Here is a 13,306-nt window from a genome sequence, read left to right as displayed (position 1 = left end):
GCTGACATGGGTATCCGTAAGTACAAGCCGACAACGCCGGGCCGCCGTGGCTCCAGCGTCTCCGACTTCGCCGAGATCACTCGGTCGACCCCGGAGAAGTCGCTGCTGCGTCCGCTGAGCAAGACCGGTGGCCGTAACGCCTCCGGCAAGATCACCACCCGGCACAAGGGTGGCGGCCACAAGCGCGCGTACCGGCTGATCGACTTCCGCAGGCACGACAAGGACGGCGTTCCCGCCAAGGTCGCGCACATCGAGTACGACCCCAACCGGTCCGCTCGTATCGCGCTCCTGCACTACGCCGACGGCGAGAAGCGCTACATCATCGCGCCGGAGAAGCTGAAGCAGGGCGACACCGTCGAGAACGGCCCCCGCGCCGACATCAAGCCGGGCAACAACCTGCCGCTGCGCAACATCCCCGTCGGTACCGTGATCCACGCGATCGAGCTCCGCCCCGGTGGCGGCGCGAAGATCGCCAGGTCCGCCGGTGTGAAGGTGCAGCTCGTCGCCAAGGACGGTCCGTACGCCCAGCTGCGTCTCCCCTCGGGCGAGATCCGCAACGTGGACGTGCGCAACCGCGCCACCATCGGCGAGGTCGGCAACTCCGACCACTCCAACATCAACTGGGGCAAGGCCGGCCGTAACCGCTGGCGCGGCAAGCGCCCCACGGTCCGTGGTGTCGTCATGAACCCGGTCGACCACCCGCATGGTGGTGGTGAGGGTAAGACCTCCGGTGGACGCCACCCGGTCAACCCGAACGGTAAGCCCGAGGGCCGCACCCGTCGCCGCAAGGCTTCGGACGCTCTCATCGTCCGCCGTCGCCGTACCGGCAAGAACAAGCGCTGAGCAGGGAGGTAGAAGCACATGCCACGTAGCCTGAAAAAGGGCCCCTTCGTGGACGACCACCTGCTCAAGAAGGTGGACGTTCTCAACGAGTCGGGCAAGAAGACCGTCATCAAGACCTGGTCGCGTCGTTCCACGATCATCCCGGATTTCCTGGGTCACACGATCGCGGTGCACGACGGCCGCAAGCACGTCCCGGTGTTCGTCACCGAGGCGATGGTGGGTCACAAGTTGGGCGAGTTCGCCCCGACTCGGACCTTCAAGGGTCACATCAAGGACGACCGGAAGTCGCGCCGCCGCTGAGCGGGCACGAGAGAACAAGGAACTAGCGATGAACGCCCAGAACGACGTGGCCGAGGCTCTGCCTGTGGCTTACGCGCGGGCTCGCTTTGTCCGGGACTCGCCTACCAAGGTGCGCCGGGTCATCGAGCTCATCAAGGGACGTAGCGCCGCCGACGCCTTGGCCGTGCTCCGTTTCGCCCCCCAGGCGGCGAGCGAGCCGGTCGCGAAGGTGCTCGCGAGCGCTGTGGCCAACGCCGAGAACAACCTCCAGCTGGACCCGGACACCCTCTGGGTCAAGAACGCGTACGCCGACGAGGGCCCGACCCTCAAGCGCATCCGCCCGCGGGCCCAGGGCCGCGCGTACCGGATCCGCAAGCGGACGAGCCACATCACCGTCGAGGTGGAGTCCCGTCCCAAGGCAGCGCCGAAGGCACAGCAGGGCAAGAAGAAGGCAGGTGGCCGGTAGTGGGCCAGAAGATCAACCCGCACGGCTTCCGCCTGGGTATCACCACGGACTGGAAGTCCCGCTGGTACGCCGACAAGCAGTACGCGGAATACGTGGCCGAGGACGTCAAGATCCGGAAGCTGCTGTCCACGGGCATGGAGCGCGCCGGCATCTCCAAGGTCGAGATCGAGCGCACTCGTGACCGCGTTCGCGTCGACATCCACACCGCCCGTCCGGGCATCGTCATCGGCCGCCGCGGCGCCGAGGCCGACCGGATCCGTGGCGCGCTGGAGAAGCTGACCTCCAAGCAGGTTCAGCTGAACATCCTCGAGGTCAAGAACCCCGAGGCCGACGCTCAGCTGGTGGCACAGGGTGTCGCGGAGCAGCTTTCGAACCGTGTGGCCTTCCGCCGCGCGATGCGTAAGGCGCTCCAGACCTCCATGCGCTCGCCGCAGGTCAAGGGCATCCGCGTGCAGTGCGGCGGTCGTCTCGGCGGTGCCGAGATGTCCCGCTCCGAGCACTACCGCGATGGCCGCGTCCCGCTGCACACGCTGCGCGCCGACATCGACTACGGCTTCTTCGAGGCCAAGACGACGTTCGGTCGCATCGGCGTGAAGGTGTGGATCTACAAGGGCGAGATCGTCGGCGGGCTCAAGGCGAAGGAAGCGCGCGACGCTGCCGCCGCCGCCGAGCGCGCCCCGCGCCGTGACCGCGGTGACCGTCCCGCCCGCCCGCGTCGTTCCGGCGCGTCGGGCACCACCCCCACCTCGACCGAGGCCGGCCGGGCCGCGGCGCAGGAAGCACAGGCCCCCGCGGCCGCCGCCCCTGCTCCCGAGTCGACTGAAAAGACGGAGGGCTGACGTGCTTATCCCACGCAGGGTCAAGCACCGGAAGCAGCACTCCCCGAAGCGCGCGGGCGCTGCCAAGGGCGGCACCAAGGTGAGCTTCGGCGAGTACGGCATCCAGGCGCTTGAGCACAGCTACGTGACCAACCGCCAGATCGAGTCCGCTCGTATCGCCATGACCCGTCACATCAAGCGTGGCGGCAAGGTGTGGACCACGATCTACCCGGACCGTCCCCTCACCAAGAAGCCCGCGGAAACCCGCATGGGTTCCGGTAAGGGTTCCCCCGAGTGGTGGATCGCGAACGTCAAGCCGGGCCGCGTCATGTTCGAGATCAGCTTCCCGAACGAGGAGACGGCTCGCGAGGCACTGCGCCGCGCGATCCACAAACTGCCCATGAAGTGCCGAATCGTGACCCGTGAAGGTGGTGAGTTCTGATGGCTAGCAAGGCTGGTGCCGCTGTGGCGTCAGAGCTTCGTGAGCTCACCGCTGAAGAGCTCGTGCTGCGTCTGAAGGAATACAAGGAGGAGCTGTTCAACCTCCGCTTCCAGATGGCCACCGGGCAGCTGGACAACAACCGGCGCCTGCGCACTGTGCGCACGGACATCGCGCGGATCTACACCGTCATGCGTGAGCGTGAACTCGGCCTGTCTGTTTCCCCCGATGCCGAGAGTGAAGGTGTGGCATGAGCGAAGAGCTCAACACCGAGGCCGCGGGCCGCAACGACCGTAAGGTCCGCGAGGGCTACGTCGTCTCGGACAAGATGAACAAGACGATCGTGGTCGAGCTCGAGGACCGCAAGAAGCACCGCCGTTACTCCAAGGTTCTGCGCAGCACCAGCAAGGTCAAGGTGCACGACGAGAACAACGAAGCCGGCGTCGGCGACCGGGTCACCCTGATGGAGACCCGTCCGCTGTCGGCCAGCAAGCGTTGGCGTCTGGTGCAGATCGTGGAGAAGGCCAAGTAAGTAGGGCTCTTTCGAGAGTCCCTTAGTTCCGCAAGGCTCGCCCCCTCGGGGGCGAGAACCAGCGCGACATACAGGAGTAGACGTGATCCAGCAGGAGTCGCGGCTTCGGGTAGCCGATAACACGGGTGCGAAGGAAATTCTCTGCATCCGCGTTCTCGGTGGCTCTGGGCGGCGCTACGCGGGTATCGGCGACATCATCGTCGCCACCGTGAAGGACGCCATCCCGGCTGCCGGGGTGAAGAAGGGCGACGTCGTCAAGGCGGTCATCGTCCGCACGCGCAAGGAGCGTCGTCGTCCGGACGGTTCTTACATCCGCTTCGACGAGAACGCCGCCGTGCTCATCAAGAACGACAATGAGCCGCGCGGCACCCGCATCTTCGGCCCGGTGGGCCGCGAGCTGCGCGACCGAAAGTTCATGAAGATCATTTCGCTCGCGCCGGAGGTGTTGTAGAGCATGAAGGTGAAGAAGGGCGACACGGTCGTCGTCATCGCCGGCAAGGACAAGGGCGCCAAGGGCAAGGTCATTCAGGCCTACCCCGAGCGCGACCGGGTGCTCGTCGAAGGCGTGAACCGGATCAAGAAGCACACCCGGATCACCCAGACCCAGCGTGGTGCGCAGTCCGGTGGCATCGTCACCCAGGAAGCCCCCATCCACGTGTCGAACGTGCAGGTCGTCGACTCTGACGGCAAGCCGACCCGGGTGGGCTACCGCATCGGCGAGGACGGCAAGAAGGTCCGTATCTCGCGCAGGAACGGTAAGGACATCTGATGACCACCGCAGAGAAGACGCTGCCGCGCCTGAAGGTGCGGTACCGCGAGGAGATCAAGGGCCAGCTTCAGGAGGAGTTCTCGTTCGAGAACGTCCACCAGATCCCTGGCGTGGTCAAGGTCGTCGTCAACATGGGTGTCGGTGACGCCGCCCGTGACAGCAAGCTGATCGACGGCGCGATCAAGGACCTGACCGCGATCACGGGCCAGAAGCCCGAGGTCCGCAAGGCCCGCAAGTCCATCGCGCAGTTCAAGCTGCGTGAGGGCCAGCCGATCGGCTGCCGCGTCACGCTGCGCGGCGACCGCATGTGGGAGTTCCTGGACCGGCTGCTGACCATCTCGCTGCCGCGTATCCGTGACTTCCGTGGTCTCTCGGGCAAGCAGTTCGACGGCAACGGCAACTACACCTTCGGTCTCAACGAGCAGACGATGTTCCACGAGATCAACCCGGACGCCATCGACCGCCAGCGCGGTATGGACGTCACCGTTGTCACCTCCGCCAACACCGACGACGAGGGCCGCGCGCTGCTTCGCAAGCTCGGCTTCCCGTTCAAGGAGAACTGAGCCGATGGCCAAGAAAGCACTGGTCCACAAGGCCTCCAAGAAGCCGAAGTTCGCCGTCCGTGCGTACACCCGCTGCCAGCGTTGCGGCAGGCCGCACTCGGTGTTCCGCAAGTTCGGGCTCTGCCGTATCTGCCTTCGCGAGATGGCACACGCGGGCGAACTCCCCGGCGTTCGCAAGTCCAGCTGGTAAGAGGCTTTTTCTAAACTCCCAATTCGCCACAGGCCCCGCTCGTTTCGGCGGGCGGGGAACCAGGCGAGAAAGGTTGACAGGTCACCATGACGATGACCGACCCCATCGCAGACTTCTTGACTCGTCTGCGTAACGCGAACTCGGCGTACCACGACGAGGTCGTGCTTCCCCACTCCAAGCTCAAGGCGAACATCGCGGAGATCCTCAAGCGTGAGGGTTACATCGCGGGCTACCGCGACGAGCCGGGCGAGAAGCACAAGAACCTGATCGTCGAGCTCAAGTACGGCCCCAACCGTGAGCGCAGCATCGCCGGTCTCCGGCGCGTGTCCAAGCCCGGCCTGCGGGTCTACGCAAAATCGACCGAACTGCCGTCCGTTCTGGGTGGCCTCGGCGTCGCGATCATCTCGACGTCGAACGGCCTTCAGACCGACCGTCAGGCCAAGCGCAACAGCGTGGGCGGCGAAGTCCTCGCCTACGTCTGGTAAGGAAGGGGGCACAGACATGTCACGCATCGGAAAGCTGCCGGTCGCCGTCCCCTCCGGGGTCGAGGTGACCATCGATGGTCAGCACATTCAGGTCAAGGGGCCCAAGGGCACCCTGGAGCACACCGTAGCGGAGCCCATCACCGTCGAACGTGGCGAAGATGGCGCACTGCTGGTGAAGCGTCCGAACGACGAGCGCACCAGTAAGGCCCTTCACGGCCTTACGCGCACCCTGGTCGACAACCTCGTTGTCGGTGTCACCAAGGGTTACGAGAAGAAGCTTGAGATCCACGGCGTCGGTTACCGTGTCGCTGCCAAGGGCTCGGACCTCGAGTTCGCCCTGGGCTACAGCCACCCGGTGAAGATCGAGGCTCCGGAGGGCATCACCTTCAAGGTGGACACCCCCACCCGGTTCTCGGTCTCGGGCATCGACAAGCAGAAGGTCGGCCAGATCGCCGCGGTCATCCGCAAGCTGCGTCGCCCGGACCCGTACAAGGGCAAGGGCCTGCGCTACGAGGGTGAAAAGATCCGCCGCAAGGTCGGAAAGACGGGTAAGTGATCATGAGCGACACGACTACTACCAAGCGCAAGCCGGTCGGCAAGGACATCTCGACCCGGCGTCGCGTGGCGAAGGCCCGTCGGCACTTCCGTCTTCGCAAGAAGATCAGCGGCACGGACCAGCGTCCGCGGCTGTCGGTCAAGCGGTCCTCGCGGCACATCGCGGTTCAGCTGATCGACGACCTGACCGGTCACACCCTGGCGTCGGCGTCCACCCTCGAGGCGGATGTCCGCGCGCTGGACGGCGACAAGAAGGCCAAGTCCGCCAAGGTCGGCGAGCTGATCGCGGCTCGCGCCAAGAGCGCTGGCGTCTCCTCCGTGGTGTTCGACCGTGGTGGCAACGCCTACCACGGCCGGATCGCCGCGCTGGCCGACGCCGCCCGCGAAGCGGGGTTGGAATTCTGATGCAGCAGCTTGTTAACGGAAGGAAAGCCTGATGCCGGGACGTACACGGCAATTCGGCGGCGGACAGGGCGGACCCGGCGGGCAGGGCGGCAACGACCGCAATGAACGCCGCGGTGGCGGCCGGGATCGTCGCGACAGCGGCCGTGGCGGGGCCGGCCAGGAGAAGACCCCGCACCTCGAGAAGGTCGTGGCGATCAACCGTGTCGCCAAGGTCGTCAAGGGTGGCCGCCGGTTCAGCTTCACCGCCCTCGTTGTCGTCGGTGACGGCGACGGCCAGGTCGGCGTCGGCTACGGCAAGGCCAAGGAAGTTCCCGCGGCCATCGCCAAGGGCGTCGAGGAGGCGAAGAAGAACTTCTTCCGCGTTCCTCGCGTCGCCGGCACCATTCCGCACCCCATCCAGGGTGAGGAAGCCGCCGGTGTGGTGCTCCTGCGTCCGGCCAGCGCCGGTACCGGCGTCATCGCCGGTGGCCCGGTCCGCGCGGTCCTGGAGTGCGCCGGTGTCCACGACGTGCTGTCGAAGTCGCTCGGCTCCGACAACGCGATCAACATCGTGCACGCCACCGTGGCAGCCCTCAAGGGCCTGCAGCGTCCCGAAGAGGTCGCGGCCCGCCGCGGTCTCCCGCTCGAGGACGTCGCGCCGGCCCGGATGCTGCGTCAGCGCGCAGGCCAGGGGGTCTGACATGGCACAGCTCAAGGTCACCCAGGTCAAGAGCAAGATCGGCACGAAGCACGCTCACCGCGAGTCGCTGCGCACCCTCGGGCTGCGCAAGATCCGCCAGAGCGTCGTGCGTGAAGACAGCCCCCAGGTTCGCGGCCTTATCCACACGGTCCGCCACCTGGTGGAGGTCGAGGAGGTCAAGTCATGACGGCCATCAAGATCCACCACCTGCGTCCGGCTCCGGGCGCCAAGACCGAGAAGACTCGTGTCGGCCGTGGTGAGGGCTCGAAGGGCAAGACGGCTGGTCGCGGTACCAAGGGCACCAAGGCCCGGAAGAACGTGCCCGCCGGCTTCGAGGGTGGGCAGATGCCCATCCACATGCGGCTCCCGAAGCTTCGCGGCTTCAAGAACCGCTTCCGCACCGAGTACCAGCCGGTGAACGTCGGTGACATCGCCAGGGTCTTCCCCGAGGGTGGCACCATCGGCACCGAGGAGCTCGTGGCGAACGGTCTCGTCCGCAAGGGCAAGCTCGTCAAGGTGCTCGGCAACGGTGAGGTCAACGGCGTCAAGCTGGACGTCACCGCCGACGGTTTCTCCGGCTCCGCCAAGGCGAAGCTCGAAGCCGCCGGTGGCTCGGCCACCGCGCTGTAAGCAGCTTCAGCTCGACTCGAAAGGCCCCGCACTCTCCGGAGTGCGGGGCCTTTCGCTGTCTCCGGCTCCGCTGCCGCTGAGCGGAGGCGACTCGGCTGCACGTTGCGAACGCCCCGTTCACAACGTTGAAATCGGTGACCACGCAGGGGAACCGGCTGGCAGGATCGGCGCCATGACAAGCAATGAGCCCTTGCCGGTAGGGGAGACCAGCCCGGTGCTCGCGGACCGGCGGAGTGTCTTCGCCGGTGCCCTCCTCGTGGCCGCCGCGCTGCTGACCGCGGTCGGCACGTTCCTGCCGTTGTTCACCGCCCAGGTCGGAATGGGCGGCGATGCCACCTTCGTGGTGACGATGTCCGGCTGGTCGACGGAAGTCACCAGCGCACACATCGAGTCAGGCCTGCCGAAGGCCGGGACGCCGAACGGGTACCCGCTCGCGCTCGCCGGGTTTCTGCTGATGGCCGCCGGCCTCGTCACGTTCTGGTCGGCGCGCGTCACGGCGGCCGGCCGGTTCGCCGGCGGGCTGGCGCTGGCCGCCGCCGCGTTCCTGGCCGGGACCGTACTGACCGTCAGCATGCAGGGCGTCACGCTGGCCGCGTCGGCTTCGATCGGCGGGGCAGGCAACGGGGCGAGCCCCGGGCTCGGGTTCTGGTTCATGGTCATCGGGTTCGTCGGCGCGGTGGTCGCCGCCGCGCTGGTGCTGGCACCTCGGTCCGGACGGCCGCGACCTCCGTCGGAGCCCGAGGTCGTCATCCATCACGCTCTGCCCGAATAGCCCACGGCCGGATGGCAGGATCTGGCCGCATGTCAACGAAAAGGCTCGTTCTCGTGTTCTCCTTGGCGGCCGCCGTGGTGGCCGTGCTCGCCACCTTCCTGCCGCAGTTCGTCACCCACGTCAGCCTGAGCGGCCGCACCTCGCTCGACATGATCGCCACCGGCTGGTCGGTCGACGTGGTCGATCCGGAAGCACCGGGGACGAAGAGACCGGGGCAGGGCTCGCTGAACGGCATCTCGCTGGTGGTGGCCGCGCTGCTGTTGTTCCTCGGCGGCCTCAGGAATGCCAGGGGGCCGGTGATCGCGGGCACCGCCTTCCTCGGCGGTCATCTGCTCACTCTCGGTCTACAAGCCTTCAATTCGGCGGGCAGCGCGCCAGGGCTCGGTTATTGGCTCGCGATCGGTGCGTTCCTGCTCGGGTTCGCCGCCTGCCTGGCGAGTTACGCCGGGAGCGAACAGCGGCAGGTCCAGACGGCCGAACCGGACGTGCCGGTGATCGACACCAGGCATGGCGACATGCCGTTTTAAGGCTGGCCTGAAATACGCCGCGACCTACCTGAGTAGGTAAAAGGCGCACACATTGCGGGCACGGTCCGTGAAGCTGTTAGAGTCGGCGACACGCTTCGGGACGAGTGTGCCCCGAAGCGTTCCTGGCTTGCCTGCCAGTGAGGTTGTGTTCCCGCCGGACAAGTGCCGGCTAAGCCGTTCGTCGGTCCGATGGCCGACGACGCCGAGGAGGTCCCCCGCGTGCTCAGCGCCTTCCGCTCGGCTCTCGCGACGCCGGATCTGCGTAAGAAGATCCTGTTCACGCTGATGGTCGTGGCTATTTACCGGATCGGTGCGGTCACCCCGGCTCCCGGGGTCTCCTATCCCAACGTGCAGGCATGCCAGAACGCGGTACAGGAACAGGGCGTCTACTCGCTGCTGAACCTGTTCAGCGGCGGCGCGCTGCTGCAGTTGTCGATCTTCTCGACCGGCATCATGCCGTACATCACCGCGAGCATCATCGTCCAGCTGCTCACCGTGGTCATCCCGCGGTTCGAGGAGCTGAAGAAGGAAGGCCAGGCAGGCCAGTCCAAGCTGACGCAGTACACCCGGTACCTGACGGTCGCGCTGGCGATCCTGCAGGCCACCGGCGTCGTCGCGCTGGCCGACCGCGGTGCGCTGTTCCAGGACTGCAAGGACCCGGTCATCCCGGACAACAGCATCTGGACCCTCGCGATCATCGTCATCACCATGACCGCGGGCACCGCCGTCATGATGTGGCTGGGTGAGCTCATCACCGAGCGCGGCGTCGGCAACGGCATGTCCGTGCTGATCTTCCTGAACATCGCGGCGCGCATCCCGTCAGAGGGCATGAACATCCTGCAGTCCTCCGGTGGCGTCGTCTTCGCCCTGATCTGCGTGTTCGGCCTCGTCATCATCGCGAGCGTCATCTTCATCGAGCAGGGCCAGCGCCGGATCCCGGTGCAGTACGCCAAGCGCATGATCGGCCGCCGCATGTACGGCGGTACCTCGACCTACCTGCCGATCAAGGTGAACCAGGCCGGTGTCATCCCGGTCATCTTCGCCTCGTCGCTGCTGTACCTGCCCGACCTGATCAGCCGCCTCGTCGGCGACCCGAACAGCAACTCCGGGTGGCAGGTCTTCCTCAAGAACTACGTGGTCAACCAGTCCAGCTGGGTCCACGTGCTCCTGTACTTCTCGCTGATCATCTTCTTCACGTACTTCTACATCACGATCACGTTCAACGTGGACGAGCGTGCGGAGGAGATGAAGAAGTTCGGTGGCTTCATCCCGGGTATCCGCCCTGGCCGCCCGACGGCGGAGTACCTGAGCTTCGTGCTCGGCCGGATCACCCTGCCCGGCTCGCTGTACCTGGGCATCATCGCGATCCTCCCGAACTTCTTCCTGTCGATCACCGGCCCGTCGAACAACCAGAACTTCCCGTTCGGCGGCACGGCCGTGCTGATCATGGTCGGCGTCGGCCTCGACACTGTTAAGCAGATCGAGAGCCAGCTCATGCAGCGGAACTACGAAGGGTTCTTGAAGTGACCCGACTGGTTCTGGTTGGCCCGCCAGGCGCGGGCAAAGGCACTCAGGCGGTGGCGCTCTCCGAGCAGCTTCGCATCCCGCACATCTCCACGGGCGACCTGTTCCGCGCGCACGTCGGCAACCAGACGCCGCTCGGCCAGGAGGCCAAGCGGTACCTGGACTCCGGCGAGCTCGTGCCGGACACCGTCACCAACGAGATGGTCAGGGAGCGGCTCGCGGAGCCGGACGCCAAGTCCGGCTTCCTGCTCGACGGCTTCCCCCGCAACACCAAGCAAGCCGAGGTGCTCGGGCAGATCCTGTCCGAGGCCGACCTCGCACTCGACGCGGTCATCCAGCTGGATGTCGCCGAGGACGTCGTCGTCGAGCGCCTGCTCTCGCGTGGCCGCGGCGACGACACCGAGGACGTCATCCGCCGCCGTCAGCAGATCTACGCGTCGGAGACGGCGCCCCTGCTGGAGTACTACGCCGACAAGCTGGTCACCGTGGACGGCGTCGGCGAAGTCGACGAGATCTCGTCGCGGGTGCTGGAAGCTCTGCGCGAACGCCAGTGAATCTCGGAGGATTGCGTGTTCTGCAGTTTTTCCGTCGTGGGCGCATGATCGAGGTCAAGACCCACGGCGAACTCGAGGCGATGCGCGCGGCGGGACTGGTCGTCGCACGCACCCTCGCTCTGGTCACCGAGGCCGCGAAGCCCGGTGTCAGCACCGCCGAGCTCGACGAGATCGCCGAGCAGACCATCCGCGACGCCGGTGCCGTCCCGTCCTTCAAGGGCTACCACGGTTTCCCCGCGTCCATCTGCGCCTCGGTCAACGAGCAGATCGTCCACGGCATCCCGTCCAAGACGCAGGTGCTCGCCGACGGTGACCTCATTTCGGTCGACTGCGGCGCGATACTCGACGGCTGGCACGGCGACTCCGCGGTCACCCTCGCGATCGGCGCCGTCTCCGACACCGACCTGGCGCTGTCCGCGGCCACCCAGGCCGCGATGTGGGCAGGCGTCGAGGCGGTGGCACCGGGTGGCCGTCTCACCGACATCTCCCACGCCATCCAGACCGCCGCCGAAAAGGTCGGCGAGGCCGACGGCGTCGAGTACGGGATGATCCTCGAGTACGGCGGCCACGGCATCGGCCGCCAGATGCACATGGACCCGTTCCTCCCGAACGTCGGCAAGCCGGGCAAGGGCCCCCGCCTCAAGGTCGGCATGGCGCTCGCGATCGAGCCGATGCTCACCGGCGGCGGCGGCGAAACCCGCGAGCTCGACGACGGCTGGACGGTCGTCACGGTCGACGGCTCGCGCGCGGCCCACTGGGAGCACACGGTCGCGATCACCGAAGACGGCCCCTGGGTCCTCACCGCCCCCGAAGGCTCTTGACCAGCGCTTTTCACCAGGCTTGATCCACGTGAACGCCACGTTCGCAACGCTCAACGTTGCGAACGTGGCGTTCACGTCGTCCGGGGATATGTGCGCTTGCGTGCGCGTTCTAGCACAGGCGGACCCCGCTGGGAAGCTGCGACACGAGTTGCGTACACTATCAAGTCGGCAGACTCGTGTCGCCCTGTTCCAGCGCGCTCGTGAATTCTCACGCACATTGGACCTGGGGTGGAGTGTGCCGAAGCCAAGCACTCGAAGCTCGAAGTAGTCACACAGTGTAGCGACAGGAAATGCGGAGGATATGGGCAAGAAAGACGGGGCCATCGAGGTCGAAGGCCGCGTAGTCGAGCCGCTCCCCAACGCGATGTTCCGCGTCGAGTTGGAAAACGGTCACAAGGTCCTCGCGCACATCAGCGGCAAGATGCGGCAGCACTACATCCGCATCCTGCCCGAGGACAGGGTCGTCGTAGAGCTTTCGCCCTACGACCTAACGCGTGGTCGCATTGTCTACCGCTACAAGTGATCACGAAGAGTAGAGCACAAGCAGGAGAGCAGGAGACGTGAAGGTTCAGCCGAGCGTCAAGAAGATCTGCGACAAGTGCAAGGTGATCCGCCGCCACGGCCGGATCATGGTGATCTGCGAAAACCTGCGGCACAAGCAGCGGCAGGGCTGATCGCCCGCACTCGTAACAGAGTGGATTGACGGCTACACAAACCTCCCCGCACCTGCCGGACCGTCACGTACGGACCGGCTTCACCCCCGGACTTCAGGCCGGGGCCAGGGCACCGACCGCGCAAGCGGGCGGACGACATAGCGAGTCGGCCCTGGGACCGGACGGGGAGCAGACCTGAAGAGACGAATCGATAAGGAGCACCAGCGCCAATGGCACGACTCGCTGGCGTAGACCTCCCCCGCGAAAAGCGGTTGGAGATCGCGCTGACCTACATCTACGGCATCGGCCGTACCCGTTCCAAGCAGCTCATCGCGGCTGCGGAACTCAACGCGGACACCCGCGTCAAAGACCTCAGCGATGAGGACCTCCGCAAGCTCGGGGTCCACATCGAAGAGAACTTCAAGGTAGAGGGTGACCTTCGCCGCGAGGTGAACGCCGACATCCGTCGGAAGATCGAGATCGGGTGCTACGAGGGCCTTCGCTGGCGTCGCGGACTTCCCGTCCGTGGTCAGCGCACGAAGACCAACGCCCGTACCCGTAAGGGTCCGAAGAAGACGGTCGCCGGCAAGAAGAAGGCTGGCAAGAAGTGAGCGTCCAGGGGAAGAAGGTCGTGCACATGGGTGGCTCTCGCCGCCGCAGCACGGCTTGCGTTTCACCCAAGGCGCTCTATGCCCGCCCGATGGCCCTTCGCCAGCTGTACACCGACGCGGGATCTGTCATCCGCAACGGTCAGCGCGAAGCACAGGCCGCTCACCAAGAGAACGCGCGCTAAGAGGAGAAC

General features: G+C 66.1%; 26 protein-coding genes. All 26 read left to right on the top strand.

The window, feature by feature from the left end:
* The first annotated feature begins 6 nt into the window (after positions 1-6).
* The 26 genes from rplB to ACFV15_RS22990 all read left to right on the top strand — a co-directional run bounded on the left by rplB (position 7) and on the right by ACFV15_RS22990 (position 13,297).
* Positions 7-843 (top strand): 50S ribosomal protein L2, encoded by an 837-nt coding sequence (gene rplB / locus ACFV15_RS23115; protein ID WP_378352639.1) that lies wholly within the window; start codon positions 7-9, stop codon positions 841-843.
* An 18-nt stretch (positions 844-861) separates the two neighbouring features.
* Positions 862-1,143 (top strand): 30S ribosomal protein S19, encoded by a 282-nt coding sequence (rpsS, locus tag ACFV15_RS23110; RefSeq protein WP_026468892.1) that lies wholly within the window; start codon positions 862-864, stop codon positions 1,141-1,143.
* Positions 1,144-1,171: 28 nt separating this feature from the next.
* Entirely contained in the window at positions 1,172-1,588 is a 417-nt protein-coding gene (gene rplV, locus ACFV15_RS23105) for a 50S ribosomal protein L22 (RefSeq protein WP_091293618.1), read from the top strand.
* A complete protein-coding gene (gene rpsC, locus ACFV15_RS23100) occupies positions 1,588-2,427 on the top strand; it encodes a 30S ribosomal protein S3 (RefSeq protein WP_378352638.1) in 840 nt (279 codons plus the stop codon). The genes rplV and rpsC overlap by 1 nt, the downstream gene beginning before the upstream one ends.
* A 1-nt stretch (position 2,428) precedes the next feature.
* A complete protein-coding gene (gene rplP / locus ACFV15_RS23095; RefSeq protein WP_378352637.1) occupies positions 2,429-2,848 on the top strand; it encodes a 50S ribosomal protein L16 in 420 nt (139 codons plus the stop codon).
* Positions 2,848-3,099 (top strand): 50S ribosomal protein L29, encoded by a 252-nt coding sequence (gene rpmC / locus ACFV15_RS23090; protein ID WP_091293623.1) that lies wholly within the window; start codon positions 2,848-2,850, stop codon positions 3,097-3,099. The genes rplP and rpmC overlap by 1 nt, the downstream gene beginning before the upstream one ends.
* Positions 3,096-3,377, top strand: coding sequence for a 30S ribosomal protein S17 (gene rpsQ, locus ACFV15_RS23085; protein WP_091293624.1), 282 nt, complete (start codon positions 3,096-3,098; stop codon positions 3,375-3,377). The genes rpmC and rpsQ overlap by 4 nt, the downstream gene beginning before the upstream one ends.
* Before the next feature lie 82 nt (positions 3,378-3,459).
* Entirely contained in the window at positions 3,460-3,828 is a 369-nt protein-coding gene (gene rplN / locus ACFV15_RS23080; protein ID WP_020668416.1) for a 50S ribosomal protein L14, read from the top strand.
* Positions 3,829-3,831: 3 nt separating this feature from the next.
* Positions 3,832-4,146, top strand: coding sequence for a 50S ribosomal protein L24 (rplX, locus tag ACFV15_RS23075; RefSeq protein ID WP_378352636.1), 315 nt, complete (start codon positions 3,832-3,834; stop codon positions 4,144-4,146).
* The gene (gene rplE, locus ACFV15_RS23070) at positions 4,146-4,709 is read left to right on the top strand and encodes a 50S ribosomal protein L5 (protein WP_378352635.1); all 564 of its coding nucleotides are present in this window, start codon (positions 4,146-4,148) and stop codon (positions 4,707-4,709) included. The genes rplX and rplE overlap by 1 nt, the downstream gene beginning before the upstream one ends.
* 4 nt (positions 4,710-4,713) lie before the next feature.
* A complete protein-coding gene (locus tag ACFV15_RS23065; protein ID WP_091293630.1) occupies positions 4,714-4,899 on the top strand; it encodes a type Z 30S ribosomal protein S14 in 186 nt (61 codons plus the stop codon).
* A gap of 86 nt (positions 4,900-4,985) precedes the next feature.
* Positions 4,986-5,384 (top strand): 30S ribosomal protein S8, encoded by a 399-nt coding sequence (gene rpsH / locus ACFV15_RS23060; RefSeq protein ID WP_091293631.1) that lies wholly within the window; start codon positions 4,986-4,988, stop codon positions 5,382-5,384.
* A 16-nt stretch (positions 5,385-5,400) separates the two neighbouring features.
* Positions 5,401-5,940 carry a 50S ribosomal protein L6 gene (gene rplF / locus ACFV15_RS23055; protein WP_378352634.1) on the top strand — a complete coding sequence of 180 codons (540 nt, stop codon included), beginning with the start codon at positions 5,401-5,403 and terminating at the stop codon, positions 5,938-5,940.
* Positions 5,937-6,344 carry a 50S ribosomal protein L18 gene (gene rplR / locus ACFV15_RS23050; RefSeq protein WP_091293635.1) on the top strand — a complete coding sequence of 136 codons (408 nt, stop codon included), beginning with the start codon at positions 5,937-5,939 and terminating at the stop codon, positions 6,342-6,344. Before rplF ends, rplR begins: the two co-directional genes overlap by 4 nt.
* 31 nt (positions 6,345-6,375) lie before the next feature.
* Positions 6,376-7,023, top strand: a complete 648-nt coding sequence (rpsE, locus tag ACFV15_RS23045) for a 30S ribosomal protein S5 (RefSeq protein ID WP_091293637.1) — start codon at positions 6,376-6,378, stop codon at positions 7,021-7,023.
* A gap of 1 nt (position 7,024) precedes the next feature.
* The gene (rpmD, locus tag ACFV15_RS23040; RefSeq protein ID WP_378352633.1) at positions 7,025-7,210 is read left to right on the top strand and encodes a 50S ribosomal protein L30; all 186 of its coding nucleotides are present in this window, start codon (positions 7,025-7,027) and stop codon (positions 7,208-7,210) included.
* Positions 7,207-7,653 carry a 50S ribosomal protein L15 gene (gene rplO / locus ACFV15_RS23035; RefSeq protein ID WP_378352632.1) on the top strand — a complete coding sequence of 149 codons (447 nt, stop codon included), beginning with the start codon at positions 7,207-7,209 and terminating at the stop codon, positions 7,651-7,653. The genes rpmD and rplO overlap by 4 nt, the downstream gene beginning before the upstream one ends.
* Positions 7,654-7,825: 172 nt before the next feature.
* A complete protein-coding gene (locus ACFV15_RS23030; RefSeq protein WP_378352631.1) occupies positions 7,826-8,425 on the top strand; it encodes a hypothetical protein in 600 nt (199 codons plus the stop codon).
* Positions 8,426-8,454: 29 nt separating this feature from the next.
* Positions 8,455-8,952, top strand: a complete 498-nt coding sequence (locus ACFV15_RS23025; protein ID WP_378352630.1) for a hypothetical protein — start codon at positions 8,455-8,457, stop codon at positions 8,950-8,952.
* Positions 8,953-9,171: 219 nt separating this feature from the next.
* Positions 9,172-10,479 carry a preprotein translocase subunit SecY gene (gene secY, locus ACFV15_RS23020; protein WP_378352657.1) on the top strand — a complete coding sequence of 436 codons (1,308 nt, stop codon included), beginning with the start codon at positions 9,172-9,174 and terminating at the stop codon, positions 10,477-10,479.
* Positions 10,476-11,030, top strand: a complete 555-nt coding sequence (locus tag ACFV15_RS23015) for an adenylate kinase (protein WP_378352629.1) — start codon at positions 10,476-10,478, stop codon at positions 11,028-11,030. Before secY ends, ACFV15_RS23015 begins: the two co-directional genes overlap by 4 nt.
* A gap of 44 nt (positions 11,031-11,074) precedes the next feature.
* Entirely contained in the window at positions 11,075-11,851 is a 777-nt protein-coding gene (gene map / locus ACFV15_RS23010) for a type I methionyl aminopeptidase (RefSeq protein WP_378352628.1), read from the top strand.
* A 301-nt stretch (positions 11,852-12,152) separates the two neighbouring features.
* Positions 12,153-12,374: a translation initiation factor IF-1 gene (gene infA, locus ACFV15_RS23005; RefSeq protein WP_033384191.1), complete on the top strand. Its 222-nt coding sequence runs from the start codon at positions 12,153-12,155 to the stop codon at positions 12,372-12,374.
* A 37-nt stretch (positions 12,375-12,411) separates the two neighbouring features.
* Entirely contained in the window at positions 12,412-12,525 is a 114-nt protein-coding gene (gene rpmJ / locus ACFV15_RS23000; protein ID WP_004558882.1) for a 50S ribosomal protein L36, read from the top strand.
* A 209-nt stretch (positions 12,526-12,734) separates the two neighbouring features.
* On the top strand, positions 12,735-13,115 hold the full coding sequence (gene rpsM, locus ACFV15_RS22995) for a 30S ribosomal protein S13 (RefSeq protein WP_091293650.1): 381 nt from the start codon (positions 12,735-12,737) through the stop codon (positions 13,113-13,115).
* Positions 13,112-13,297, top strand: coding sequence for a hypothetical protein (locus ACFV15_RS22990; protein WP_370946449.1), 186 nt, complete (start codon positions 13,112-13,114; stop codon positions 13,295-13,297). Before rpsM ends, ACFV15_RS22990 begins: the two co-directional genes overlap by 4 nt.
* Positions 13,298-13,306: the final 9 nt, after the last annotated feature.

This window comes from Amycolatopsis sp. NPDC059657, from assembly GCF_042734395.1.
GTDB lineage: Bacteria > Actinomycetota > Actinomycetes > Mycobacteriales > Pseudonocardiaceae > Amycolatopsis.
Note: the sequence above shows the minus strand (reverse complement) of the source record. Positions and strands in the feature narration are given on the sequence as shown.